We start from the raw sequence: 24,522 nt of genomic DNA, 5'->3' as shown, positions 1-24,522 counted from the left end.
GTATCATCAGTTTAATTCATAATATTTGAAATTTTTATCTTGATTTTGAACTAAATCTTCAAAAATAATTTTAGTATTTTTATCGCAACTAAAGATAAATATTTGATGGTCTTTTGAATATTCAATCAATGTTTCTATTGTTTTTCTCTTTCTTTTTTCATCAAATTTTACAAGTACATCGTCTAATATTATTGGAATATTTTCAGATTTTTGATTATATTCTTGGATAAATGCCAATCTTGTAGCGAGATAAACTTGATCAAGAGTTCCATCACTCCATTTAGAAGAATCCAAATAATCATTTTTATTCATTAGAATTATTTCGTTATCGTCATTGTATCTCAAAGAGTATTTTCCCAAAGTTATTTTTTCTATGTATTTACTGGCGTTATCAAAGATTTTTTGACGATTTTTCTTATAAAATTCAATAGTTTTGTTTAGATTGTTTATTGTAATTACATTTTTTGCCCACTGCTTTGTCAACTCTTTTATTTCAGTAATCAAGTTCTCTCTTTTTTGTAGCGTTTCAGAGTAGACTTCTATTGATTCAATATTTTTCTTTTCGTTTCTTAGTTCCCCAATGGTTTTCATTAGTTCATCTTGTTCTTTTTCGAGGGAGTCAATGTTTTCTTTAATGTCCGATATATTATCTTCTATTGCCTTTATATCTTTTTCGTTCAATATATTTATAACGTCTTCTTTTTCAGAATAACTGTTTAAAAGAGAGTTCATACTAATTTGATTTTTTTCTTTTTCTTCTTTTAAAGAGTTCAATTTCAACTTTGCCTCATACATTTTGAAGAACTCGTCTTCATTAGTTACACCAGCTGTTTTAAAAAGAGATTTTATTTCTTCGTTAATATTTTTGGTTTCTTCTTCTTTGATCTCAATTGATTCTTCAATTTTTTTGATTTTTTGTTGTAGGTCTTCTTTTTTATATGAATTTTCAATACTTTTTTGTAGCCTCTCAAAAACAGTTTCTATATTTTCAGCAGAAATATCCTTTTCTATGTTATTTTTTAATATGTTTAGCTTTTCCTCATAATCATTTATTATAGATAAGATTTTTTCTTTTTCCGTCTTTATTTGGTTGTAAGTTCTTAGAATATTTTTTGCACTTGAAATTATGCTTATAAAGGTTTCAAAAGTATCTGGTGTATAATTTTTTTCATAATTTTTCTCTGTTATCCAGTCTTGCCATTCTTTTTCTTGAGATTCTTTTTCTGTTTCAAAGGTAACTTTTTGCTCTTCTAATTTTTTGATTTGTTTTTCTGAATATTCTTTTTGTTCGGTATAGTACTTTTTAAGATCCAAAAGATTTTGAAATTTTTCGTAAGATTCATTTTGCTCTTCGGCCTTTTGTCTGTATAAATCAAGTTGATCTTCTGTTATAGTTGCTGGTAGACTGCCTTCTTCAATGGTTTCTATTTTTTCTTTACCTAATTCTTCCAAATAAGAGTTGATGTCTTTTATTTTTGAATAAAGAGAATCTATTTTGTTATTTTTCTCGTCTATTTCTTTTTTCAAATCTGATTTTTGTTTGGTAAGTGTTCTTTTAGTGTTTGAATTTGTGATAAGCATTATTACAGAAACAGTTGTTAAAATCAAAGGATAGATTATATCAAGATAGAAAAAACCTGCGACACCTCCAAACAACATTAACAAAGAAATTATTAAAAAGGTCCTTTCTGCAAAAAATGAATGGATGTTTTCAGCTTTTTGAGTTTTTATTTCTATTTCTTTGTTTATATCTTGAATCGTCTCTTGAAGATCGTCTTTTTGATTTATTTTTATGTTTATTTTTTCAAATATTTTCTGAAGTTTGAAAATTGATGATTTTGTCTTTTTGATTTGTTCAATATTTTTGCTGTCTTCAGGAATTTGGTCAATTTGGTCTTCTATATTTTTTATTTTATCTTCGAATTCGGGTAGTTTTTCTTTTTCAATTTTTATTGAGTTATCCAAAGATATTATTTCAGATGATAGCGTTTTGAGTTTATCTGCTTTTCTGTTTGCAATGTTTCTTGCATCTGCTGTTATGACAGTTTTTCCCAATTTGTCTGTTGTCCAATCGGGGCCTATAATTGAAAGCTTTTCTTCTAATTCTGCATTTAAGTTTATTATTCTATCGTTTTTGTTGGATAATTCGATCTTTTTATCAAAATAGTTGTCCTTTTCTTTGTTTAATTTTTCTATTAATCCTTTATTTTCTAATAATTTTTCATCTATTTTTAAGTTGTTTAATGTGTCTTGAAAATTCTTTTTTTCATTTTTTAACTTGTTCAAATTAGAATTATGTTCAATTTTTTGATTTAACAAATTTTCATATCTTTCTTTTCCGTTTGATGGAAAATTATTTGCATATGAGTAATTTTCGATTTCTTTATCTAATTCTTTTACCTTTGAGTAAAATTCAAATGTATCTTTGGCAAACTCATATTTTTTTAGGTTTTTGATGAGTTTGTCTATATTGCTTTTATTGTTTAATATTCCTTCATTTTTTTTATGAATATGTTTTACTATGAGATCATAGCTTTCAAGCTTTTTGTTCATTTCTTTTATTTGAGCTTCGAGCTCGTTAATTTCCTGTATTTTTAATGGTATTTCTTGTGTGCTTCCGTAAGGTTTTATAAGGTTTTCATTCTCTTTTTGTATTTTTTTTACAACATCATTTAAATTCAAGTTACCCAGTCCCGTACCTGCAGAAAAGATAAGGTTGTTTATATTTTCAGAATTTATGTTTAACTTTTCAAGTTCTTCAAGAGTAAGAGAAAATATGTTTTCAAAAGTATTTATGTCTATTGAATTTAAAAAGTATACGTTGGGAGAGTAATTGATTTGTTCTCCTTCTGTTGAATGAATATCTATATTGTTTTCGTTTCTGTTGAATTTGTATTCTTTATTGTTTTTTTCTATAGATAGATAACCTTTCATTTTATCATAATTTGAAAATCTTTTTCCAACCCTTCCAAAATACATAAAATTGAGAAAGTTTCTTATGCTGGTTTTACCAGTCTCGTTTTCACCATAAATAAAGTTTATCCCCGAACTGAACTTATTTAATTCAAGGTTTTTGATTTTTCCAAAACTATCTATTTTTAGATCTTTAATTTTCATATTTTTCACCTCTTAGATAGTCAATTCCATCGATCATACTGTTTTCCAGTATCTCTTTTTTTTCTTCTTCGGAAAACATTTTAATATATTTTTTCAATCTTGGATATGAGTTATCTGTAGACAATAAATCTTCAAAGTTTTCTTCAGAATTTACGTAATTATCTATAAACTTTGAAATAAAGTCGTTTTCTCTTTTTAGTTCTTCTAATTCTATTTCTGGTTTGGTGTTGTTTTTAATACTTTCAATCCAAACAAAATTTTCTTCCTCTATTTCAGCCTCTCTGAATTTCATAAGTATATCGTTTAAGTTATCTTCTGTAAGATCATTGTGTAAGGCGGTATGTCCTGTCAAAACTATTCTCAAAATTTTTGGGATTTCATTTTTTATTTTGTTTATTTCTTTTGATAAATTATTTAAAAGTAGATCAAGTGTATCTATTCCTTCAGTATTTATAGGAAGTACTTCCCATTCTAAAACACTTGATTTTTTGAATTCAATTTCTGTATTTTTATTGTACACTTTTACAAGATAATAACCTTTTACCCCGTTTTCATTTATGGAAAGTCCTTGTGTTGTTCCTGGATAAACAATATAAGGGTTTTCTTTTAAAATAGTATTTTTATGATAATGGCCTAAAGCCCAATAGTCAAAGTTTTTATAAATTAAATCATTAACAGAAGCAGGAGCATAATTATCCAGTCCCTTTATTCCTCCTACATTTGAGTGAAGAATAGCTATATTAAAAAAATCTTCTTTTTTTACCTCAAATTTTAACGAAAGGTTTTCTTGAACATCTGATCTGGCATATGATATTCCAGATATTTTAGCTAAAGTTTCATTCCCTTTTTTAAATTCGTAAGTTTCGATTTTATCAGGTGGAAATGTATAAACATTTTTAGGAAATTCAATGTTTCTCTTCCATTCTTCTATTGGGTCATGATTTCCATGAATCATATATACGTTGATCCCGTGATTATTTAATTTTTCGAACTGTTCTTTTAAAAACAGTTGTGCTTTCAATTTGTGAGATATTGTATCGAATACATCACCAGAAATAACCATAAAATCAATGTTGAACTTAATTGCATCTCTCACTATATTTTTAAAAGATTCATAAGAAGAGTTTAGTATATAGTCAAAGACTTTTTGATCTATTTGTTCTCTGTGTGAAAAATTTCTTCCCAAATGTAAGTCGGAGCAATGAATGAAAGTAAAATTATTGTCTTTCAATGGTTTCCCCCCCATTAATCTTTAAGAACTAATTTAACAAAACTATCTACAAGTTTTTCATCAAACTGTATACCTTTATTATTAATTAATTCTTTTATAGCTTGTTCCTTTGTAAATGCTTTTTTATAACTTCTTTCACTTGTCATAGCATCAAATGAATCACAAATGGAAATTATCCTTGATTCTAAGGGAATTTCTTTTCCTTTTAGTCCTTCTGGATAACCTTTTCCATCAATTCTTTCGTGATGGTATTTAATATATTCAGCAATGTCTTCCATGTTATCTATACTTTTCAAAACATCATATGCATATATGGGATGCTTTTTTATTTCTGAAAATTCTTCTGGAGTGAGCCTTGATGGTTTGTTTAAAATACTGGAAGGTATTACAATTTTTCCCATGTCGTGTATAAGCGCTGCCCAATAAATTTGAAGCTGTCTGTCTCTTTCTAAACCAAGCTTTTGTGAAAATTCTAAAGCTAATTTAGAAACATTATTTGAGTGACCTTTTGTATAGTTATCATGAATTTCAACAAGATTTATTATGGCTCTAATCATGCTTTCTTTGTGCTTACTTTCTAAATTTTGATATTCAGAAAGGATTAGATATGAAGTAATTATGTCTGAGAAAAACTTTGAGAACCTTATGGATTCTTGAGAGAATTCCTTATTGGAAAATTTATCTATATCTAAATTCATGCTTCCATAGACTTTGCCGTTTGCATTGAAAGGAATAATTAATGTACTTTTTATAGGTTTAGAAGCTTGAATGAACAAATCTGCAGAATATTTAGGAATAGATTGTTTATCATATTCAATAATATCATCCAATATTTTAATATCTTTTGCTTCTACGAAAAGGCCGTTGCGCAAATCTATTTTTTGCAATATTTCGAGATTATGACCTCTTGCGTCAATAAAATGTCTTTGTCCATCTTTTAATATGCTTAATGAGCCATAATCAGCTTCTGGTATGAAATCAAATATATTGTCAAACAGATGTTTTAAAAATTCTTCAAGGTTCTCGTATTCTTTTGATTCTATGGTTATTTTTATAATCCTATTTATTTTTTTGATCAATAATTCGTTGTTTTCATATAGCTCTTCTAACTCTGCATTTGAATTTTCTTGTTGGATTACGGAATTTCTAATTTTTTTTGCCATGATCAAAAATTCGCTTTTAATTTGGTCTATTTCCTGTATTTTAGAATCGCTAATTTTTTCCAGATCCAAGGTGTAATCATTTTCTGTAAATTCCTTCATCATATTTGCAGTAGCTTTTATAGGTTTTATTATTTTATCTGTCTCTTTTACTATAAATTTTCTCATGAAGAAAAATATAAAAATTGGGACAAATAATAACAGTATTAACAATGAAAAAAATATATTTCTGGAATTTGCATAATCTAAATTTAGCGTCACATATCTATAACCGTAATCCGATTGAAGTTTATAAAAAGCTTTAGACTTATAAAATCCAGTATCAATATAATGTATTTCTCCCTCTGGAATTGTTTGTAAATATTCTTTATACTTAACTTCTAAATTTTTATTTTCTAAAAAACTTTCAAAGTAAGGAGAATAAATTTCTATATTTTTTATTGTTTCACTTTCTTTTACAAAATCTAACAGAGGGCTGAATATAATGGTATTAAAATCATTATGAAAGTCCACACCAAACTCAAGATAATAATCTTCTGAAAGTTTTTTATATATATATAACCAAGGGAAATTAGTTCCATTTTCGTTAGTGGTGGATTGAACAAAAATTTGTCCTGGGTTTAAAGGTTTAAGGTTGTTCCATAGAACAGTTATTTCAGATAAATTTAAACCTAAATCATCTTCATAAGAAGTTTTTTCTATTATACCTTTTTCATTTATAAGAAAATAATGGGTGTTTTTGATTAAGTGCTTATATTTAGTGTTGTTATGTATCCTATCTATAGCATTCTCTATTTTTTCTTCGTTGAAAGAATTAATGTTTTCCAGTTCTTCTTTCATTAGTGAAGTCAGGTTGTTTTCCATTTCATTCAATTGAAGATCGTAATTTATCATAGTCTTTTTGATGACAAAATTTAACTGCTCATCGGTTGCAGTTCTAATTTGTTTATTTATAAACAAAAACAGCATAAAAATTAATACGAATGCTGTTGTTAGAATTATTATTGAGTAAATGTTTATTCTTTTTAATATGAAGTTTTTGAAAGGTATCTTATCCATTATATTTCCATGTAATTGAAGTATCTTTTTGTAGTTTCTATTACATGTTCTATATCTTCATTTTTAATCCAATAATGGGTTACAAATCTCATATATCCATTCTCTTCTGGGTTTATAATTATGTTTCTTTTTCTAAAAAAATCTACCATATCATCTATTTTGTACTTGTTTTTATCTATTTTGAAAAAAACTAAGTTTATATCTACATCGCCAATATCAATGGATATTCCAGGTATTTTTGAAATTTCTTTGGCAAGTTTTTTTGCCCTAATATGATCTTCATTCAATCTTTTTGTCATTTTTTTGAGTGAAATTAATCCAGCAGCGGCTAAAATTCCAGTTTGCCTTAAACCACCACCCATTAATTTTCTCTTTTTCCTTGCTTTCTCTATAAAAGAGTTTCTTCCTACCAACAAAGAACCGATCGGTGAACATAGTCCTTTTGACAAACAAAATTGAATTGAATCTACTTCATCTGCTATTTCTTTTACATCTACATTTAAAGCTGTTGCAGCGTTAAACAATCTTGCTCCATCAAGATGTATTGGGATATTATATTTTTTTGATATTTTTCTGACATTTTTCATGTAGTTCAAAGATAGTGCTTTTCCATTTGAATAAGCGTTTTCAAGGGCTATTAATCCAGTTTTTGGAAAATGAATATCTTCTTCTTTTCTAATTGTTTCTTCTATTTCTTCAATGTTCATTTCCCCTTTTTTGGTGTTTAAAGTTCTCATTTGAACTCCCGCTATAACAGAAGCAGCTCCTACTTCATGAACTATAATGTGAGAATCTTTACCAATTATAACTTCATTGCCTCTTTCACAATGTGTAAATAAAGCCAATTGATTTCCAAAAGTACCTGATGGTACAAAAAGTGCCGCTTCTTTTCCAGTAATTTCAGCAGCGTATTTTTCTAATTCTTTTGTAGTAGGATCGTCTTGATAAACATCATCACCAACTTCAGCATTTGCCATTGCTTGTCTCATTTCATCAGTAGGGTGAGTAACAGTATCACTTCTTAAATCAATGAACTTCATCAATTTCACCTCGTTTGGTATGTTAGTTGCTTATAATGAGAATATATTCTTTATTAATTATAACATATTTGAAATAAATACGAATTATTAAATAAAAAACCTCGACAAAAGTCGAGGTTATATATTAAACCCGGAAGTCAACAAATTTTCCTCTGTTGCTATCTTGAGCGAATGAAACATCAACTTTTGAAGCTTGAATATTTTCCATTAACATATTTCCAATCAGTTTTGATGTGTCCATTGCTTTTTTTGCAACAGCTGTTGATACTTGCATTCCTGTTTGTGCTGTAGAGATATTAGACTGCATTGCAGAAACTTGCATTGAATCCATAATATACACCTCCGGTTGTGCATTCATTAATATATCGGTCGATTATTTAAAAATATAAGTAAGTATTTCTATTATACATTAAAAATATTACTAAAATAGCAAATACATTAACATAAGGTGTGATATAATTTAAGTGTATTAATAACATATCAAAATATGTTATTAATTTATTGGGGGTGTGAGTATGAAAAAAATACTTTTTTTAATTTTTTCTTTATTATTTGTATTAAGTTTTTCAAACGATTTTCTTGAATTTTTTGAAGAAACAAACTTGAAAAAATTGAAAGTAAGTGAAAATCCAAATTCAAAAACCTTGGGAGGTTTTCTTTTATATTGGCATAATATTGATGATGATTATACTGTTTATGCTGGTACAAATGAGGACATTATAGCATTTTTAAAATATGATGATAATGAGCTATCCTTGATAAATAAATTAAGATATTTTGAAGAAATAGAAACAAATTCTATTTACGAATATGGATTAGAGTTATATTTCTTAGATTCTTATTGGAGTAGGACTAGAGATGTTCACGTAGTTGATAGAATATTTGAATTAAGAAATATTATCAACAACTATTATGGTAAGGATCTACCAAGAACTGAATTGGCAGTTAGCAATATTCTTTGGAAATCAAACATTTATGGAGATAAAGAGTTAGCTTATGAAATTATGAGAGAACAGTTTGAAAAATATCCAAATAACTCTATAATAATAAACACTTTCTCTGAGATGAGTTTTGAATTGAAAAAAACTGAATATGTTGAAGAATTATACGCAAACTACAATCTAAAAGATGATTATAATGAAAACACATTGCTGTATTTTATTTATGCGTTTTTAGAAAAAGAACAGCCAGAAAAAGCAAGAGGTACTTCAAAAAATTTGTTGAACAGATCTACAAACAACTTCAACAAGGCTAAAGTTTATGAGCTTTTAGGTGACTATTCTGACAATTTGGAAGAAAAGTCAGAATATTACAGATTGTCATTAAAAAATAGATACTCAAATGGAGAAGTTTTAGGAAAATTGGGTTTGACTTTATACGAGATGGACCAAGATATATATGCTGAACAAGCCAGAGCTTTTTTGAATGCATCCGTGGCATATGGCTATTCAAATGACGAAATCAACGAAGTTCTTTCAAAGTTAAGGTGGAGAGTAATATTAAACAACTTTTTGATTTTTATGCTTCCTTTAATTATAATAACAGCTATAGGCATTTATTTGATTGTTAAATGGGAAAGATGGAAAAGAGACGACGATTTAGGAAGACATATTTTAGATAATAATTAACAAATATAATACTTCCAAGCAAATGCTTGGAAGTATTTTTATGTTATAATTTTTTGTGAATAAATTATCTATATTTGAGGTGAATTTTTTTGAAGTATGTTGAATTAAAAAATAACATTGGATATATTGTTTTTCCAACAAACATAGGAATTTTAAAAAATGGGAAAGAAATAATGGTAATAGATACTGGATTGGATAGCAGATCATCAAAATTGATATTGAAGTTTTTAGAGGACAACGATCTAAATTTAAAATATATTTTGAACACCCATTCTCATTCTGACCATAGTGGTGGAAACTACTATTTACAGAAAGAAACAGATTGTAAAATAATAACCCCTTATTTAGAAGATTATTTTGTAGAAAATCAATTTTTGAAACCTATTTATGTTTACTCTGGAGCGACTGCACCAAAACAGTTGAAAAATAGATTTATGCAGTCAAAAGATTCAAAAGTTTTCAAAACAATAAATAAGGATGAAATTTTTAATTTTGGTGAGCATGAAATATTAGCTGTCGATTTAAATGGACATACATATAATCATTTAGGATACATAGTAAATGGTGTGTTGTTTTCAGGAGATGCAGTGATTAGCGAGGATAACCTTAGCAAGACAAAGATGTCTTACTACGTTGATGTAGAAAAACTGATGGATTCAATTAATTTGCTGAGTAAGCTTGAATACGAATTAATATTACCTTCTCATGGGAAGCACAGTGAAAAAAATAAAGAATTACTCAATTATAATAGAGAAAAAATAGCTTTAATTAACAGGTTGATAATTGATATAACAAAAGAAGAAATAAATGAAGAGGATTTGTTTTCGAAAGTTTTTACAGAGCTCGACATGAATATTAGAACTACAACGGAATTTTTCTTGATGAGGTCAACTTTAATGGCTCATATTTCGTATTTAAGTGATAAAAATAAAATTAAAATTATTGTTAAAAATAATAGAATATATTATAAAGCTGTATGATTTGAATAATTATATGGTATAATAAGATTGACAAATAAATAACATAGTTTCTTCGGGGCAGGGTGAAATTCCCGACCGGCGGTATAGCCCGCGAGCCTTAATTGGTTGATCTGGTGTAATTCCAGTGCCGACAGTAGAGTCTGGATGATAGAAGAAATCATAGGTGATAGGTATAATAATTTATCAATTTTTATATGATATATGAAGGCCCTGAAGAGATTCAGGGCCTTTTTTGTTATATAGGAGCTGATTTTGTGGATAAAAGATTTATGAAAATTGCAATTGAAGAAGCAAAGAGAGGGATTGGAAAAGTAAATCCTAATCCACTCGTCGGAGCAGTAATTGTAAAGGATGAAAAAATTATTTCTAAAGGATACCATGAATTCTATGGTGGTCGTCATGCTGAAGTTATGGCGATAGAGAATGCTTTTAATAAAGGCTATTCAGTAGAAGGATCTACTATGTATGTAACTTTAGAGCCATGTAATCACTGGGGTAAAACACCACCGTGCGTTGACAGAATAATAAAAGAGAAGTTTAAAAGAGTAGTAATTTCAATGAAAGATCCTAATAAAAAAGTAGCTGGAAAAAGTATCAAAAAGTTGGAAGAAAAAGGAATAGAAGTAAGAGTAGGGGTTCTGGAAGAAGAATCAAAAATGTTAAACCAAAAATTTTTAAAATATATCACTATAAAAAAACCCTATGTATTGCTGAAATTTGCTATGAGTTTAGATGGGTATATTTTTCCTTATACAAGTGAAGATAGGCACATAACAAATGATATAGTTAACGAATATGTACATAAATTGAGAAATGAATATTCTTCTATAATGATTGGTTACCACACACTTGAGAAGGATGATCCCAGATTGACTTCAAGAATAACAAATTCCAGAAATCCATTGAGAATTGTATTAGATAAAGAACTAAAAAGCAAAAATAAGGATTATAAAATTTTTAATGAAGATGGAAGAAACTTGATTTTTAATTCAAAAAAAAGTTTTAAAAATAAAAATACTGAGTTTGTAAATATTGAAGAATCAACACCAGAAAATATACTGACAAATCTTGGGAACAGAGAAATAGATTCAGTTCTTGTAGAAGGTGGAGGGAGTGTTATAGAACAATTTATGCCTTTTGCAGATAAGATAATGATATTTCAATCACCAAAAATATTTGGAAGGGGAATATCACCATTTTCAAAATTTTCAGACTATTTAGAGCAAAAAGATTTTTCTATTAAAAAATTCAAAAATAATATATTATGGGAGTTTGATATAAATGTTTACGGGAATAGTTGAATACAAAACCAATTTAAATATCAAAGGTGAAGAGCTTAACGTTGAAAATAAATTTGATGATGTGAAGGTTGGAGATAGTATAGCAATAAATGGCATATGTCTAACTATGAAAAAAATGGAAGGTAATAAAATGTTTTTTGATGCAGGATATAAAACGATAAATAACACTAATTTAAAAAGTTCCAGAATTGTTAATATAGAAAGAGCAATGAGATTAAGCGATAGAATTGGTGGGCATATAGTAACTGGGCATGTTGATGGAACTATAAGATATTTAGGATATACAAGAGACAAAAACAGTTACAAATTATCATTTCAAATGCCAAATACTGATATTCCAACTATAAAAAATGGTTCTATAACATTAAATGGAATTTCTTTGACTATAGCTGAAGTTTCTTTGGATTCTTTTTCTATACAGATTATTGATCATACTTGGAAAAATACAAATTTGTCAGATATAAAAAACGGAGATCTCGTTAATTATGAGGTTGACATGTTTTTAAGATATATGGGAGGTGTAGCAAATGTTTTCAGAAATAAAAGAGGCTTTTGAACAAGGTAAGCCGGTTATTATCACCGATCAAAAAAGAGAGTTCGAAGCTGATTTAGTGTTTCCATCTGAAATAATGAAAAAAGAAATCATAAATTTTATGATTGCAGAAGGTAAGGGCGTTTTATGCACAGTTGCAGATGAAAAGGAGTTATTAAATAAGGGATTTTTTAAGATGCCAGGAAATGGTTTGGACAAACATAGCACAAACTTTTTTGTCCCAATAGATTACAAGTTGAGTGATACGGGAGTTACTGCAATAGAAAGGTGTAATACAATAAAGTTTTTATCAGAAGGACATGGTCCAAGTATGTTTTCATATCCTGGACATGTTGCTTTATTAGGTTCAAAACCTTTTCAAGAAAGGCAGGGGCATACTGAAGCATCAGTTGAGCTTGTAAAACTATTAGGATATAAAAAATTTGCCACAATTATAGAAATTTTGAACAAAGATGGTGATTCACATGACTTTGATTTTGCAGTAGATATGTCTAATAAATATGGATTACCAATGGTTTCAATAGATGAAATATACAAAGAATATATAAAAAATACTAAATTAGTTTATAAAGCCGCTGAAGCAAAGTTACCAACAGAATTTGGAGAATTTAAAATAATTGGATTCTATAACAACATTGATGAAAAAGAACATTTTGCTTTGACATATGGAGATCTACATGACAAACCGATACCTGTAAGAATACATTCTGAATGTGTAACTGGCGATGCTTTTTCATCTTTGAAATGTGATTGTGGAAGCCAGCTTAAAAATGCCATGAAATACATTTCAGAAAATGGAAAGGGAATAATTATTTATTTGAGGCAAGAAGGTAGAGGCATTGGCATAACTAATAAAATAAAAGCTTATTCATTACAAGATAAAGGACTTGATACAGTAGATGCTAACGAAGTAATTGGATTACCAGCAGACAATAGAGATTATGCAGTTGCTTCACAAATACTTGAAGAGTTAGGTGTAACAGATATTGAATTGTTATCTAACAACAAAGATAAAGAAAATCAATTAGTTAATTATGGCATAAATGTTGTCAATAGAAAGAATATTTTTGGTAATGTTAATGAACACAATCACAATTATTTAAAAACAAAGTTTGAAAGATTTGGACACGATTTAAAAAATATATTATGAGGTGATGTTATGAACTATATTACAGGTAACTATTCAGGTAAAGATAAAAAAGTAGCAATAATAATTTCAAGGTTTAATTCAACTATAACGGAAAGATTATTGGAAGGAGCAGAAGATTGTTTTGTAAGACATGATCTGGATACAAACAACATAGATGTTTATTATGTTCCTGGTTCTTTTGAGATTCCTTTTTTGGCAAAAAAATTGGTAAATTCAAAAAGGTATGATGGAGTTATTGCTCTTTCAGCAGTAATAAGAGGAGAAACATATCATTTTGAAATAGTTTCAAACGAAGTTTCAAAAGGTGTGGCACAGATAAATCTACATTCAGACATTCCTGTGGTTTTTGGAGTGTTAACTACAGATACAGTAGAACAAGCTATGAATAGATCTGGCATAAAGTCTGGTAATAAGGGATTTGATAGTGCTTTGTCATTATTGGAAATGATGAATTTAAATCAACGACTATAAAAGATAGGCTGACTTATTGTCAGCCTATCTTATTTATTTTGCCTTTCCTTGATTAGCTACAGAGTTCATTTTTTTCTTTATTTCTTCTTGGTCACCCAAATAATAGTGTTTTATTGGTTTTAAGTTTTCATCTAACTCGTAAACAAGTGGAATACCTGTTGGGATATTCAAGCCAACAATTTCTTCTTCAGATACGTTATCCAAATATTTTACAAGCGCTCTTAAAGAATTACCATGAGCAGATATTATTACTTTTTTACCAGATTTTATAGTGGGAGCTATTTCCTCATGCCATAACGGAAGAAATCTCTCAACAGTATCTTTTAAGCATTCTGTTTTTGGTAGTAATGATTTTTCTAAATTTTGATATTTTCTTTCGTTTCCTGGAAATCTTTCATCATCTTCAGAAAGAGCTGGTGGTTGAACATCGTATGATCTTCTCCAAATTTTAACTTGTTCTTCCCCTTCTTTTTTTGCAGTTTCTGACTTGTTCAATCCTTGTAAAGCACCGTAATGTCTTTCGTTTAATCTCCATGATTTTTTAACAGGAATCCAAAGTTGATCGGTTTCGTAAAGAGTAAAGTAAAGGGTTCTTATCGCTCTTTTTAAAACAGAAGTATAGGCGATATCAAATTCATAGCCTTCTTCTTTCAACAATTTACCGGCATTTATTGCTTCTTCAACACCTTTTTCAGACAAATCTACATCTGTCCAACCTGTAAATTGGTTAGACTTGTTCCACACGCTTTCTCCATGTCTAATTAATACTAATTTATACATTTTTTCACCCCTTTAGAATAATGAGCTTCATTTCTATTATAAAATATATATTTTACGATATTTATAAGAAAAATATAATATAAGTATGAAATAAAAAAATATTTTATATTCTTATTTAATGGTATAAGGATGAGAATAAAAGAATTACATTTTTTGTTTACATTGGTATCAGTCGTTTGTCAATTAACTTTTATTTAATTTAATCGTGTTATAATTTAATAGTACAGAGTATAAATTAAGAAAATTAATTTAAAGTCTCCAAATATTATAAGGAGGTTCAATAGATGTTTGACCAAATTTTTGAAAGATTAATAATGAGGGGTATTACAAGCAGTAATACTGCGTTAATTTGTGTTGATTGTCAATACGGTTTTACCGAAGAAATGCCAGATGAATTACCTGTAAAAGGTACTGACGAAAAATGGAGAAAAGATTTAAACAATATGGCAAAAGAGTTTAAAGATAGTACTTTCTTGGTTATCGCAAGCAAAGACGACCATCCAAAAGACCATAAGTCCTTTTCAGAATGGCCAGTACACTGTGTTCAAGAAACAAAAGGTAATGAATTATTTATTTCAAATTATGATAAAGTATTTAAAAAAGGTACTACTAAAGATACAGACTCACATTCAGCTTTTTACGAAGATTTTGAAAGTAAACAAGAAAATGGACTTGATGAAGAACTACAAAATAATAATATAAAAAACCTTGTTATTGTTGGATTAGCTGCTGAAGTTTGTGTATTAGAAACAGTTAAAACTGCTATAGACAAGGGATATAAAATTTATTTAATCGATAAATTTATAAAGAGTATAAATGGCAAAGATAATTCAGAAATTTTTTCAGATTTAAAAGTCCACATAATTTAAGCTCTAATATTCATCAAAATTAGTGCCAATATAGTAATTGAAATTGCTACCCAGTCTTTTTTTGATGGATATTCTTTAAATATCAATATACCGCCAAGATTTATAAACAAAATACTTCCTGATGAAAAGATTGGGAAAGCAACAGATGTTTTAACATAATCCAAAGCCATAATCAAAAAAAAAGATGAAAAATAATTTGGAATTCCAACTAAAATACCTGTAATTATGTCTCTTTTTTGAACCTCTTTAGGTTTTTTTAAAGTAAAATATATACTTATCAAAAAAGCTGAAAAGAAAACAAAGAATAAGAATATTTCTTTATATTTTGTAAAAGAATAATTTTGGAATATTTTATTTGAAAACTCAGCCATTCCACCAAATAGAAACAAAAGAATCAACAAATAATTGAATTTTATTTTTTCTTTTTTAAAAGGAATATTTACAAATATTATTGCAAATATCGCAAAAGATATTCCTACAGTTTGAATGGTATTTGGATATTCCTTCCAAAAAATGATAGAAAAAATCATAGGAATCAAAATACCCAACTTACCAAAAGCCCCTGACAATCCTACTCCGTTTTCTCTTATGCTTTTTTGATAAAGAAAAAAGGACAAAAAGAAAAATACTCCAGCAATACTTCCAATTATAATTGCCCAAACAAAGCTTGTAAATTCATTGAATTTAATATTGTTAATCAGATTGTGTATTATAGGATCTAAACTTTTATTTTCAAATGAAAAATTCTTAATATTGCTAAGAATAATAATCAAAGATGTACTAAATGCCACAACATAATTCATTGAAGTTATTGCAAACCTATTCATGTTGTTATTTTCTGAATATTTAAAGATTAAAGCTATTGCTGATGAGCTAAGCACTGCTAAAAATAAATAAAACATATAAACCTCCAAATTAAAACAGGAAGCATAAGCTTCCTGATGTTTTTATGGTCGGAGCGACTGGATTTGAACCAGCGACCTTCAACACCCCATGCTGACGCGCTACCACCTGCGCTACGCTCCGTATATCAAAATATTATATCAAAAAATACCAGCATAAATCAAGAGATCAAATTATAATAGATCATCCCCAAATATTCATGAAAAGCTAAGGCAGTGGCTCTTAAATTATTTATACTCGGGATAAAATCAGACCATGACAGTTTTGTTTTGGGAACAAAATAATATGCAGGAACTGGCACCAAGCCTTTTTCAATATATTCTTTAAAAGAACTATACGATCTAGCCATGTGAATCGCAGAAGTAACTAAATAAACATTTTTGATATCAAGTTCTTTTTTTATTTCAGCGGTAAATTTGGCGTTTTCTTTTGTATTTCTTGCCTCAATTTCTATGTATATATCACTTGGTTTTACCCCCATTTTAATAAGAGTTTCCTTCATCAAAAATGCTTCCGGTATATCTTCAGTTCCCGGTAATTTACCTCCAGTAACAACTATTGGGTATCCCAAATCTTTATAAAGTAAATATCCTTTATAAACTCTTGCCAATGATTGATCAGAAAGACTACTTATCGTGTTGCTTTCAGTATCAGAAATAATTCCTCCCCCCAATATTACTATTAATCCGTTATCTTCAAAAAATTGTCCTTCTGTTGTAAAAGGCGGGAAATTATTTTCAAGCGGGGTAACAAAAATTCTGGTGAACCAACCTGAGGAAATAATATATATAAAAACAGTAACAATTATCAAATATTTTCTTATCCTTTTTTCTTTTTTCAAATAGTATAAAAACATTATTATATTCAAAGTAATGAAAAACCCTGGGAACTCCAAAAAAGAAGAAAGAATTTTTTGGAAAATCATAAAATCACCTCAATAAAATAATAAATAACCACAGATAACATTATATAAAAACCATATGGGATTTTAATTTCTTTTCTATTAAAATTGAAAATAAACACCAAAATCATTGATAAAATTATGATGTAGAAAATGTTAAAACCGAGATAAAGAGTCATTACAGCTAATAGTTGCACATCACCAAAACCAAATTTTTTTGTATTGTATAAAACTAAAGTTATGAATAAAATAAAGAGAGCATAGATTAAATTATAAATATCAAAATTAATAAGTGATATTATCAATATAATAATAACAGATGTTTCTGGAATGAACATCTTATAATAGTCTACAATACCCGCAAACAAAATAGCGTTTACAAAAGTAAAATCTAAGATGCTATTACCGTTGATAAAACAAGTAAGGTTTACTAAAAAAACCAGGGAGCTAAATAAAAGCCCCCTGTATATTTTTTTGCTCAATTTAATAATTCCTTTTCTTCTTCATTGAGATTTTCGTCAAAAACATTTTTCAAACTATAAATGTACCAGCTAAATTTTTCTTTCATTGCTTTATAAATTTCTTTTGCTTCTGCTTTTCTTCCAGATTTTATATAAGGAACAACAAGTAATAGTTTAAAATGTTCATTTTCATCGTTATCTCTAACATATTTTTCGATAAATTTTATTACCCTATCAAATTTTTGTTTCTCAATCATTATTTTAGACCATATTTCTATATCGCTTTGGTATTCAGGAGTTGAATTCAATATTTCATCCTTTAATTCATCAGCTTCTATATTTCTATCCAATTTTCTATACAGCTCAGAAAGCTCAAATTTTCCAAGAATGCTTTTTGGAAACCTACTCAAGAATTTTTCTAAATTGTGAGCAGCTTTTTCAAATTCTTCTATCTCAATATATGCATCACTTATCATGAAATAAGTTACATAATTATCGGGAGAAAGTTCGATTTCTTTTTTCCAGATTTCTGCAGCTTTATGAAATTCTTTAAGATTAAAATATGCTTCTCCTAATTCAGATAAAGCTGCAATATTCCAAGGATCTATTTTTGCCGCTTTTTCCAAATATTCTTTTCCTTTTTCAAAATCTCCTTCTTCTATTAAAATTGAACCTAATAATTCATATGCTGGAGCAAAGTTAGAATCGATTTTCAACATGAAGTCAATAATATTTTTTACTATGTCAAAAGCTTTTCTATCAGCTCTTTCAAGAACAATATCAAACATTCCATTCAAAGATACGTGATTCAGGTCGGATGGCTTTATTTTAAACTCATCCATATATGTCATGAAATCATTAAATACAAAAGGTCGGGTGATAAAATTCGAAGTTAAACCAGGTAAGTTTTCCATAAGTTTTGTTACTTTTTTTGCCTCTTCCACAAGTTCCACATTGTTTTTTAAATCTGCCATCATAAGGTCGAAATCACCTTCATACAAAAATTCTGCAAGCAAAATAGGAAAAGGTGTTTTATCAGTTATCGTTATAATCTCACCATTGAGATTAATGTTGATTAAGTTTTCCATTTGAATCTCCCCCTTTGTTGTGGTATAGAAATATATCTTCACATTAATTTTACCATATTTAACACAAATTAAAAAATAGAAATATAGTATAATTTAATTTGAAAATAAGAAATAATAAAGATTAAACAGTGTTATGTATAGGAGACTTACTAATGAAAAAAAGAGGCTTGATTTTTCTTGTATTCTTGCTTTTGATATTATATTCATTCTTTATAGAGCCAAGTATATTGATCATGAATAAGAAAGTGGATATAGAATCAGAAAAGATAAATGAAGATATAAAGTTCGTGCAGATTTCTGATTTACACATTAAAAAATTTTACTTTTTTCATAGCATAATTTTGAAAAAGATAAAAAAAATAGAACCAGATTTTATTGTATATACTGGTGATTCTTTAGCTAACAATTCTGATCAAAAAAGTTTAGAAAAATTTTTTAGGGAACTTTCAGAAATTTCTGATATATATGTAATATATGGGAATTGGGATTTTCAAGATCTAAATGAGGTCAACAAAGCGTATGCTTATGAGAATATACATCTAATAGAAGGAAAAAGTGAACTTGTTGAGGTAAAAGGTCAAAAGATTTTGTTGACGGGACTTCCCATGTTTTATAAGTTAGAAAATTTTGAAAACTTTGAAAATTTTTACAGTATATTTTTAACACATGTACCAGATAATGCTAAAAAGCATATTGAATTGATTGATCAATCAGATTTAATTTTAGCAGGTCATACCCATGGTGGACAAATTTATATACCATTTTTAACTAAATTTTTAGTAAACAAAATCGGTAACTATTCTGAATTTTTAAGAGGTATGCATGATTACAACAATAGTAAGCTATATATAAATAGAGGGTTGGGATCTTGGTTAAATGTAAGATTTCTAAATTCTCCTGAAATAACCATTTTTTATTTAAAAAAGGATGAAGAATAATGAATTATAATGATAAAAAAAATTTCAAAAAAGCTGTTGCATTAAGATATAGAAAAGGAACTGATAAAGCACCAAAAGTTGTTGCCAAAGGTCTCAATGATATAGCTAAAAAAATTTTGGAAGTTGCAGAAGAAGAATCAGTCACAGTAATCGAAGATCAAAATGCTGTAGAAGAATTTTATGGTATTGATCTAAATTTAGAAATCCCACCAGAAATGTACAAAATAGCAGCAGAAGTTTTGGCGTATGTTTATACAATGGATAGAAAAAATAAAAAATAAGGGCTGTATTTCACAGCCCTAAATCTTCTGTAACCAAAATTATCTTAAATCTTCCGGGATGCCTAACTCCAGTTTGTAAAATAGTTTTATGAACACAAATTCTTTCTCTTGATTCACAATCAATACATTCACCAAATCTAACACAAGGTGTTTTTGTATCTAACCTTTTTGCATTCATAGGTGATATCTCTTTAATTCTTTCATCAGCACTTTGAAGATCTGTCACTATTTTGTTCATACCAACAACCATAACGACATTTTTGGGCCCGTAAATCATTGGAGCAACTCTCGTGCCATTGCCGTCTAATTGAACAATCATTCCATCTTTTGTTATTGCGTTAGCACTACAGAAGAAGAAATCTACATCAAAAGATTTTAAAAATATTTCTCTTTTTTCATCTTCAGTTTTAGCGTCATTTCTATTGAAAAACTTATAATCGTTATTCTTTAAAAAATCTATAACTCCAGTTTCTTGTAAGGTAATAGAACCACCGATTGCAACTGAAGATTTCTCAGGAACTATGTTTTTCAAAGTACTAACAACATCTTCTTTTGAATCAACTAAATAAGCGTCATGCTTTTTATTTTTCAAAGTTTGAATCATTTGCTCGCCAAGTTCTTTATATTTCCATTTTAAAAGTTTTTCTCTCATAATTAACCTCCAAAAATTGAGTTATATATTTATATTTTATCATGATAAAATATTTTCAAGAGAATTTAATAAAAATAATTAGGAGGTAAATAATGGAAGAGTATAGAATAAATTATGAAAAATTAGAAAAATATTTCGAAAAAAACAACATTCAGCTTGATACAAAAAAAGTTGTAAAAAACAATAACCAGAAAATAGCTGTAATATGCTATGCAAAAAACGAATTTGGTGAGTATTTGTTATTGGAAAGATTTAAAGAACCTTTTCCTGGTAAACTTGTAGCACCTGGTGGAAAAACTTATTATGATGAATCTATAGAAGATTCCATATTCAGAGAATTCAAAGAAGAAACAGGAATTAAATTAAATAATACAAAGTTAAAAGTAATTACATCAGAAGATGGGCCTGAACATTACAATTGGATATTATTTATTTTTACATCTGAAATAAAAAAACAAAATCTAATTGATTGCGATGAGGGGATTTTGAGATGGGTTTATAAAGATGATATTAAAACCAATAACATTACTTCTATTGATGCAGAGTTGTTAGATCATATTTTTGGTAATAAGAAAAAATATGTGGATATTTCTTACATTACTCCCAAAGAATTTACAATAAATGAAATAATAGAACTTAATTAACTTAGATGTTTTTTAATTAAGATCGCCCTCTTTAAATAATGATATATCCTAAGTTTAATCTATTAGTTTTTTAATAAATAATTCTTATTATATCATTAATTAGCTAAGCTAATTAATGATATAATAAATTTGTAATCAAAATTATTCAAGGAGGGACAAAATATATGGAAAGAGTTTTGAATGGGTTATCACCAGAAAAAGTTTTTTATTGGTTTGAAGAATTATCTAAGATCCCAAGATGTTCAAAAGAAGAAAGAAAAGTAAGTGATTGGTTAGTAGAATTTGCTAAAGAAAGGGACTTAGAGTATATTCAAGATGATGCATTAAATGTTATAATAAGAAAACCTGGAACTGAAGGGTTTGAAACCCATGATTATGTCACTTTACAAGGACATATGGATATGGTATGTGAAAAAAATTTGGACACAGAACATGATTTTAAAAAAGATCCTATAAAATTAAGGGTTGATGGAGATTACATATATGCAACTGGCACAACTCTGGGTGCTGATGATGGAATAGCTGTTGCTTATCAACTGGCCTTATTAGATTCTAACGATATACCCCATCCACCTTTAGAAGTGCTTATTACAAGTGACGAAGAAACTGGAATGGAGGGAGCTAACAGCTTATCTCCGGATAATATAAAAGGTAAAACTCTAATTAATATTGATTCTGAAGAAGAAGGAGTTTTTTTAGTTTCCTGTGCGGGGGGAATGAGAGACAAAATAAAATTGAATATTGAATGGAAAAATTCTAAAAATGATTATCTACCTTTCAAGATAAAGTTAGAAGGTTTAAAAGGTGGACATTCAGGAATGGAAATAATAAAAGAAAGAGGAAATGCTAATAAATTAATGGGAAGATTTTTATTAGATATAAACGATACAATGGATTTTTATGTTTATTCAGTAAATGGCGGTGCAAAAGATAATGCTATACCCAGAGAGTTTGTAACCAAAATAATGTTAAAGAACAAAGACTTAGAAGAAATGGAAAAGAAAATAAAAAAATGGAATGATATCTTTCAAAAAGAATATAGAGTAAAGGATGGAAACATACATATTACAATTTCTAAAATCTCTGAAGATGTTAAAAAAGTTTTTTCTAAAAAAACAACAAGTAAAATGATTACCCTTTTAAACTTAATTCCTGATGGAGTTCTTGGCATGTCATCAGAAATAGAAAAACTTGTGGAAACATCTTCTAATTTAGGTGTAGTTACAACACATGAAAAATTCATAGAATTTGATTCATCAACAAGAAGTTCTGTAGAATCAAAAAAACAACAAGTTCATCAAATAGCAAGGCTAGTTGCAGAAATGGTTGGAGCTGAGATAATAACAAGTGCACCTTATCCCGCATGGCAATATAAACCAGAATCAAAGATAAGAGAAGTTTTTAAAAAAGTTTATAAAGAAAAATTTGGTAAAGAACCAAAAATTACTGCTATTCACGCTGGATTAGAATGTGGGCTTTTATCCGAAAAGTTAAAGGATGTTGATATGATCTCATTTGGACCTAACATGTTTGATGTTCACACACCAGATGAACATATAAGTATTTCATCAATAAAAAGAATGTGGGAATTTTTAAAAGAAGTTTTAAAACAGTTATAATAAATAAAAGGCCAAAGATTTAATCTTTGGCCTTTTTATTTAAAGGTTATAAAAATTATTTCCTAAGTTATCTATGGCAACCATCAGCGGGAAATCAACAACAACAATTTTTTGAATAGCTTCTGGTCCAAGTTCTGGAAAGGCAATGACTTCATAAGAAAATACTTTTTGTGCCAATGTTGCTGCAGCTCCAGAAGGGCAAACAAAATAGTATTTATTGTATTTTTTGTTTAATAAATCAACTATACTACTTCTATTACCTTTCCCTATTGTTGCCTTTATACCAAGCTTATACATTATTTCCAAGTAATTATCCATTCTACTGCTTGTTGTGGGACCAATAGCTCCAATAACAAGGTTATCTGGTTTTTTTGCTGGCCCGGCATAAAAAATAATCTTATCTTTAAAATCAATAGGTAATGAGCTATTATCATCAAAAAGTTGTTTAATTTTATTATGAGCAGCATCTCTCATTATTATTAGTTCTCCACTATATTCAAAAAAGTCACCAACTGATAAGTTATGCTTCAAAATAAACAACTCCTTTTCTATTCAAATAACAATCAACTGAAATTGCTAAAGATAGCGAGGCTATGTGAGAAGGCATAACTGTAATTTTTGTAGAAAGTGTAGTTTTCCCTTCTTTTAAACCCTGTACACCAATATTCAAATTATTAATTTTAGTTTCCAAATTTTTCTCTAAGTTTTTATAATCTTCATCTTTATTGTAATCATTAAAATTCTTTAAAAGAGATATCTTAGAGTTTAAAACAGCTTTTTCTGCTGTTCCCCCAAGTCCAACACCTATTACTAAAGGAGGGCACGCTCTTGACCCATTTAATTGAATATGTTTTAAAACTTCATTTATAAGGTCATTTTTTGAAATCGTCGGCTTGAGCATTTTTAAAAAAGATAGATTTTCACTTCCACCACCTTTTATAAGAAATGATAAATTTGATTTTTCTTTAGTTGGTATAATATTTATCATAGAAGGGAGATTATCAAAAGTGTTTTTTCTTTTCATGTAAGGATCTCTTAAAGTGGAAAATCTGAAATTATTCTCTGAATATATTTCCTTAACTAAAGAGTCCAAAAAACCTTGTATATCAATATTGAAATAATCATCTTTGTTTAGAAATAAAAAAAATTCTACAATTCCAGTATCTTGACATAAAGGTATATTTTTTATTTTGGAAATCTTATAATTATCATTTAAAACTTTCGAGAAGGGACCTTTATATGTTTCAAGGTAAACCTTAACTTCAGAATTTATAATTAAATTCGCTTTTATAATTTTATCTTTAATTTGTTTTCTATAATATTCAAAATTTATAAACAACTTAAACACTCCTTTTTCATAATATTATAATATAACAAGATAAAAGCACTATGGTTAAAGTAAAGTTAAGATAAACAAAAAACAAATGCACACCTGAAAAGGTGGAAGAGGTTAAGGAACAAGAAAGGAATAGTTAACAACAAAGCAATTGACAAAAATAGGGATAATGTGATAGTATTAACTTCGGCTTTCGTAGCCAAAAGAAAATTTAAAAGCGAAACAAAATAGAAGAATGAAGAGAAGCTCTTTGACAAGTGGATAGAGGCCAAGCCAAGGAAGAAAAGGAACAAGGAAGAAGACAGTGAAAGACTGAGAAGACAGGAAAAGGACTGGAAGAAGGGTTTGATCCTGGCTCAG

The 24,522-nt window shown here is 28.2% G+C and carries 24 protein-coding genes, 1 tRNA gene and 1 riboswitch; of the genes, 11 read left to right on the top strand and 14 right to left on the bottom strand.

Features of this window, described 5'->3' with window-relative positions:
- Positions 1-6: 6 nt before the first annotated feature.
- The 5 genes from BLS00_RS10115 to BLS00_RS10095 all read right to left on the bottom strand — a co-directional run bounded on the left by BLS00_RS10115 (position 7) and on the right by BLS00_RS10095 (position 7,938).
- Complete coding sequence (locus BLS00_RS10115) at positions 7-3,117, bottom strand: AAA family ATPase (protein WP_091405679.1); 3,111 nt, start codon at positions 3,115-3,117, stop codon at positions 7-9.
- On the bottom strand, positions 3,107-4,348 hold the full coding sequence (locus BLS00_RS10110; protein WP_176759909.1) for a metallophosphoesterase family protein: 1,242 nt from the start codon (positions 4,346-4,348) through the stop codon (positions 3,107-3,109). Before BLS00_RS10110 ends, BLS00_RS10115 begins: the two co-directional genes overlap by 11 nt.
- Positions 4,349-4,362: 14 nt before the next feature.
- Complete coding sequence (locus BLS00_RS10745) at positions 4,363-6,567, bottom strand: HD-GYP domain-containing protein (RefSeq protein ID WP_218119816.1); 2,205 nt, start codon at positions 6,565-6,567, stop codon at positions 4,363-4,365.
- Entirely contained in the window at positions 6,567-7,607 is a 1,041-nt protein-coding gene (ltaE, locus tag BLS00_RS10100; RefSeq protein ID WP_091405674.1) for a low-specificity L-threonine aldolase, read from the bottom strand. The genes BLS00_RS10745 and ltaE overlap by 1 nt, the downstream gene beginning before the upstream one ends.
- 124 nt (positions 7,608-7,731) lie before the next feature.
- The gene (locus BLS00_RS10095) at positions 7,732-7,938 is read right to left on the bottom strand and encodes a putative motility protein (protein WP_091405671.1); all 207 of its coding nucleotides are present in this window, start codon (positions 7,936-7,938) and stop codon (positions 7,732-7,734) included.
- 184 nt (positions 7,939-8,122) lie between these two features.
- Here BLS00_RS10095 and BLS00_RS10090 point away from each other — a divergent pair, with 184 nt between their 5' ends.
- The 6 genes from BLS00_RS10090 to ribH all read left to right on the top strand — a co-directional run bounded on the left by BLS00_RS10090 (position 8,123) and on the right by ribH (position 13,690).
- Complete coding sequence (locus BLS00_RS10090) at positions 8,123-9,235, top strand: hypothetical protein (RefSeq protein ID WP_091405668.1); 1,113 nt, start codon at positions 8,123-8,125, stop codon at positions 9,233-9,235.
- Between the two features lie 89 nt (positions 9,236-9,324).
- Positions 9,325-10,215: an MBL fold metallo-hydrolase gene (locus BLS00_RS10085; RefSeq protein ID WP_091405666.1), complete on the top strand. Its 891-nt coding sequence runs from the start codon at positions 9,325-9,327 to the stop codon at positions 10,213-10,215.
- Positions 10,216-10,259: 44 nt separating this feature from the next.
- A riboswitch (FMN riboswitch) is annotated at positions 10,260-10,375 on the top strand.
- A gap of 109 nt (positions 10,376-10,484) precedes the next feature.
- Positions 10,485-11,516, top strand: a complete 1,032-nt coding sequence (gene ribD / locus BLS00_RS10080; RefSeq protein WP_218119815.1) for a bifunctional diaminohydroxyphosphoribosylaminopyrimidine deaminase/5-amino-6-(5-phosphoribosylamino)uracil reductase RibD — start codon at positions 10,485-10,487, stop codon at positions 11,514-11,516.
- On the top strand, positions 11,497-12,072 hold the full coding sequence (locus BLS00_RS10075; protein ID WP_091405657.1) for a riboflavin synthase: 576 nt from the start codon (positions 11,497-11,499) through the stop codon (positions 12,070-12,072). Before ribD ends, BLS00_RS10075 begins: the two co-directional genes overlap by 20 nt.
- Positions 12,044-13,219 (top strand): bifunctional 3,4-dihydroxy-2-butanone-4-phosphate synthase/GTP cyclohydrolase II, encoded by a 1,176-nt coding sequence (locus BLS00_RS10070; protein WP_091405653.1) that lies wholly within the window; start codon positions 12,044-12,046, stop codon positions 13,217-13,219. The genes BLS00_RS10075 and BLS00_RS10070 overlap by 29 nt, the downstream gene beginning before the upstream one ends.
- A gap of 9 nt (positions 13,220-13,228) precedes the next feature.
- Positions 13,229-13,690, top strand: a complete 462-nt coding sequence (gene ribH / locus BLS00_RS10065) for a 6,7-dimethyl-8-ribityllumazine synthase (protein WP_091405650.1) — start codon at positions 13,229-13,231, stop codon at positions 13,688-13,690.
- A 33-nt stretch (positions 13,691-13,723) separates the two neighbouring features.
- Here ribH and gpmA read toward each other — a convergent pair whose 3' ends face one another.
- Positions 13,724-14,470 carry a 2,3-diphosphoglycerate-dependent phosphoglycerate mutase gene (gpmA, locus tag BLS00_RS10060; protein ID WP_091405646.1) on the bottom strand — a complete coding sequence of 249 codons (747 nt, stop codon included), beginning with the start codon at positions 14,468-14,470 and terminating at the stop codon, positions 13,724-13,726.
- A gap of 284 nt (positions 14,471-14,754) precedes the next feature.
- On the opposite strand from gpmA, the gene BLS00_RS10055 reads away from it, so the two are divergent.
- The gene (locus tag BLS00_RS10055; RefSeq protein ID WP_240724324.1) at positions 14,755-15,339 is read left to right on the top strand and encodes an isochorismatase family protein; all 585 of its coding nucleotides are present in this window, start codon (positions 14,755-14,757) and stop codon (positions 15,337-15,339) included.
- On the opposite strand, the gene BLS00_RS10050 is transcribed toward BLS00_RS10055, so the two are convergent.
- The 5 genes from BLS00_RS10050 to BLS00_RS10030 form a co-directional block, all read right to left on the bottom strand.
- Positions 15,336-16,241 (bottom strand): GRP family sugar transporter, encoded by a 906-nt coding sequence (locus BLS00_RS10050; protein WP_091405644.1) that lies wholly within the window; start codon positions 16,239-16,241, stop codon positions 15,336-15,338. The genes BLS00_RS10055 and BLS00_RS10050 overlap by 4 nt on opposite strands.
- A 48-nt stretch (positions 16,242-16,289) precedes the next feature.
- Positions 16,290-16,365, bottom strand: a tRNA-Pro gene (locus tag BLS00_RS10045).
- 37 nt (positions 16,366-16,402) lie between these two features.
- Complete coding sequence (locus BLS00_RS10040) at positions 16,403-17,167, bottom strand: YdcF family protein (protein ID WP_091405641.1); 765 nt, start codon at positions 17,165-17,167, stop codon at positions 16,403-16,405.
- Entirely contained in the window at positions 17,164-17,511 is a 348-nt protein-coding gene (locus BLS00_RS10035) for a prepilin peptidase (protein ID WP_135402655.1), read from the bottom strand. Before BLS00_RS10035 ends, BLS00_RS10040 begins: the two co-directional genes overlap by 4 nt.
- A 110-nt stretch (positions 17,512-17,621) precedes the next feature.
- The gene (locus BLS00_RS10030) at positions 17,622-18,692 is read right to left on the bottom strand and encodes a tetratricopeptide repeat protein (RefSeq protein ID WP_091405634.1); all 1,071 of its coding nucleotides are present in this window, start codon (positions 18,690-18,692) and stop codon (positions 17,622-17,624) included.
- 152 nt (positions 18,693-18,844) lie between these two features.
- On the opposite strand from BLS00_RS10030, the gene BLS00_RS10025 reads away from it, so the two are divergent.
- Both BLS00_RS10025 and BLS00_RS10020 read left to right on the top strand, forming a co-directional pair.
- A complete protein-coding gene (locus BLS00_RS10025) occupies positions 18,845-19,630 on the top strand; it encodes a metallophosphoesterase (RefSeq protein ID WP_091405631.1) in 786 nt (261 codons plus the stop codon).
- Positions 19,630-19,911 carry an EscU/YscU/HrcU family type III secretion system export apparatus switch protein gene (locus BLS00_RS10020; RefSeq protein WP_091405630.1) on the top strand — a complete coding sequence of 94 codons (282 nt, stop codon included), beginning with the start codon at positions 19,630-19,632 and terminating at the stop codon, positions 19,909-19,911. The genes BLS00_RS10025 and BLS00_RS10020 overlap by 1 nt, the downstream gene beginning before the upstream one ends.
- Positions 19,912-19,921: 10 nt before the next feature.
- Here BLS00_RS10020 and BLS00_RS10015 read toward each other — a convergent pair whose 3' ends face one another.
- Positions 19,922-20,563 carry a lactate utilization protein gene (locus BLS00_RS10015; protein ID WP_091405627.1) on the bottom strand — a complete coding sequence of 214 codons (642 nt, stop codon included), beginning with the start codon at positions 20,561-20,563 and terminating at the stop codon, positions 19,922-19,924.
- Positions 20,564-20,655: 92 nt separating this feature from the next.
- On the opposite strand from BLS00_RS10015, the gene BLS00_RS10010 reads away from it, so the two are divergent.
- Both BLS00_RS10010 and BLS00_RS10005 read left to right on the top strand, forming a co-directional pair.
- Positions 20,656-21,207: an NUDIX domain-containing protein gene (locus BLS00_RS10010; RefSeq protein WP_091405624.1), complete on the top strand. Its 552-nt coding sequence runs from the start codon at positions 20,656-20,658 to the stop codon at positions 21,205-21,207.
- A gap of 164 nt (positions 21,208-21,371) precedes the next feature.
- On the top strand, positions 21,372-22,826 hold the full coding sequence (locus tag BLS00_RS10005; RefSeq protein ID WP_091405622.1) for an aminoacyl-histidine dipeptidase: 1,455 nt from the start codon (positions 21,372-21,374) through the stop codon (positions 22,824-22,826).
- Positions 22,827-22,865: 39 nt separating this feature from the next.
- Here BLS00_RS10005 and BLS00_RS10000 read toward each other — a convergent pair whose 3' ends face one another.
- Complete coding sequence (locus BLS00_RS10000) at positions 22,866-23,357, bottom strand: FumA C-terminus/TtdB family hydratase beta subunit (RefSeq protein WP_240724325.1); 492 nt, start codon at positions 23,355-23,357, stop codon at positions 22,866-22,868.
- Positions 23,347-24,165 (bottom strand): fumarate hydratase, encoded by an 819-nt coding sequence (locus BLS00_RS09995; RefSeq protein WP_167848949.1) that lies wholly within the window; start codon positions 24,163-24,165, stop codon positions 23,347-23,349. The genes BLS00_RS10000 and BLS00_RS09995 overlap by 11 nt, the downstream gene beginning before the upstream one ends.
- Positions 24,166-24,522: the final 357 nt, after the last annotated feature.

Origin of the sequence: Geotoga petraea, assembly GCF_900102615.1 — a bacterium.
GTDB classification, from domain to species: domain Bacteria; phylum Thermotogota; class Thermotogae; order Petrotogales; family Petrotogaceae; genus Geotoga; species Geotoga petraea.
The sequence above is the reverse complement of the archived record's forward strand: the minus strand, read 5'-3'. Positions and strand labels throughout refer to the sequence as shown.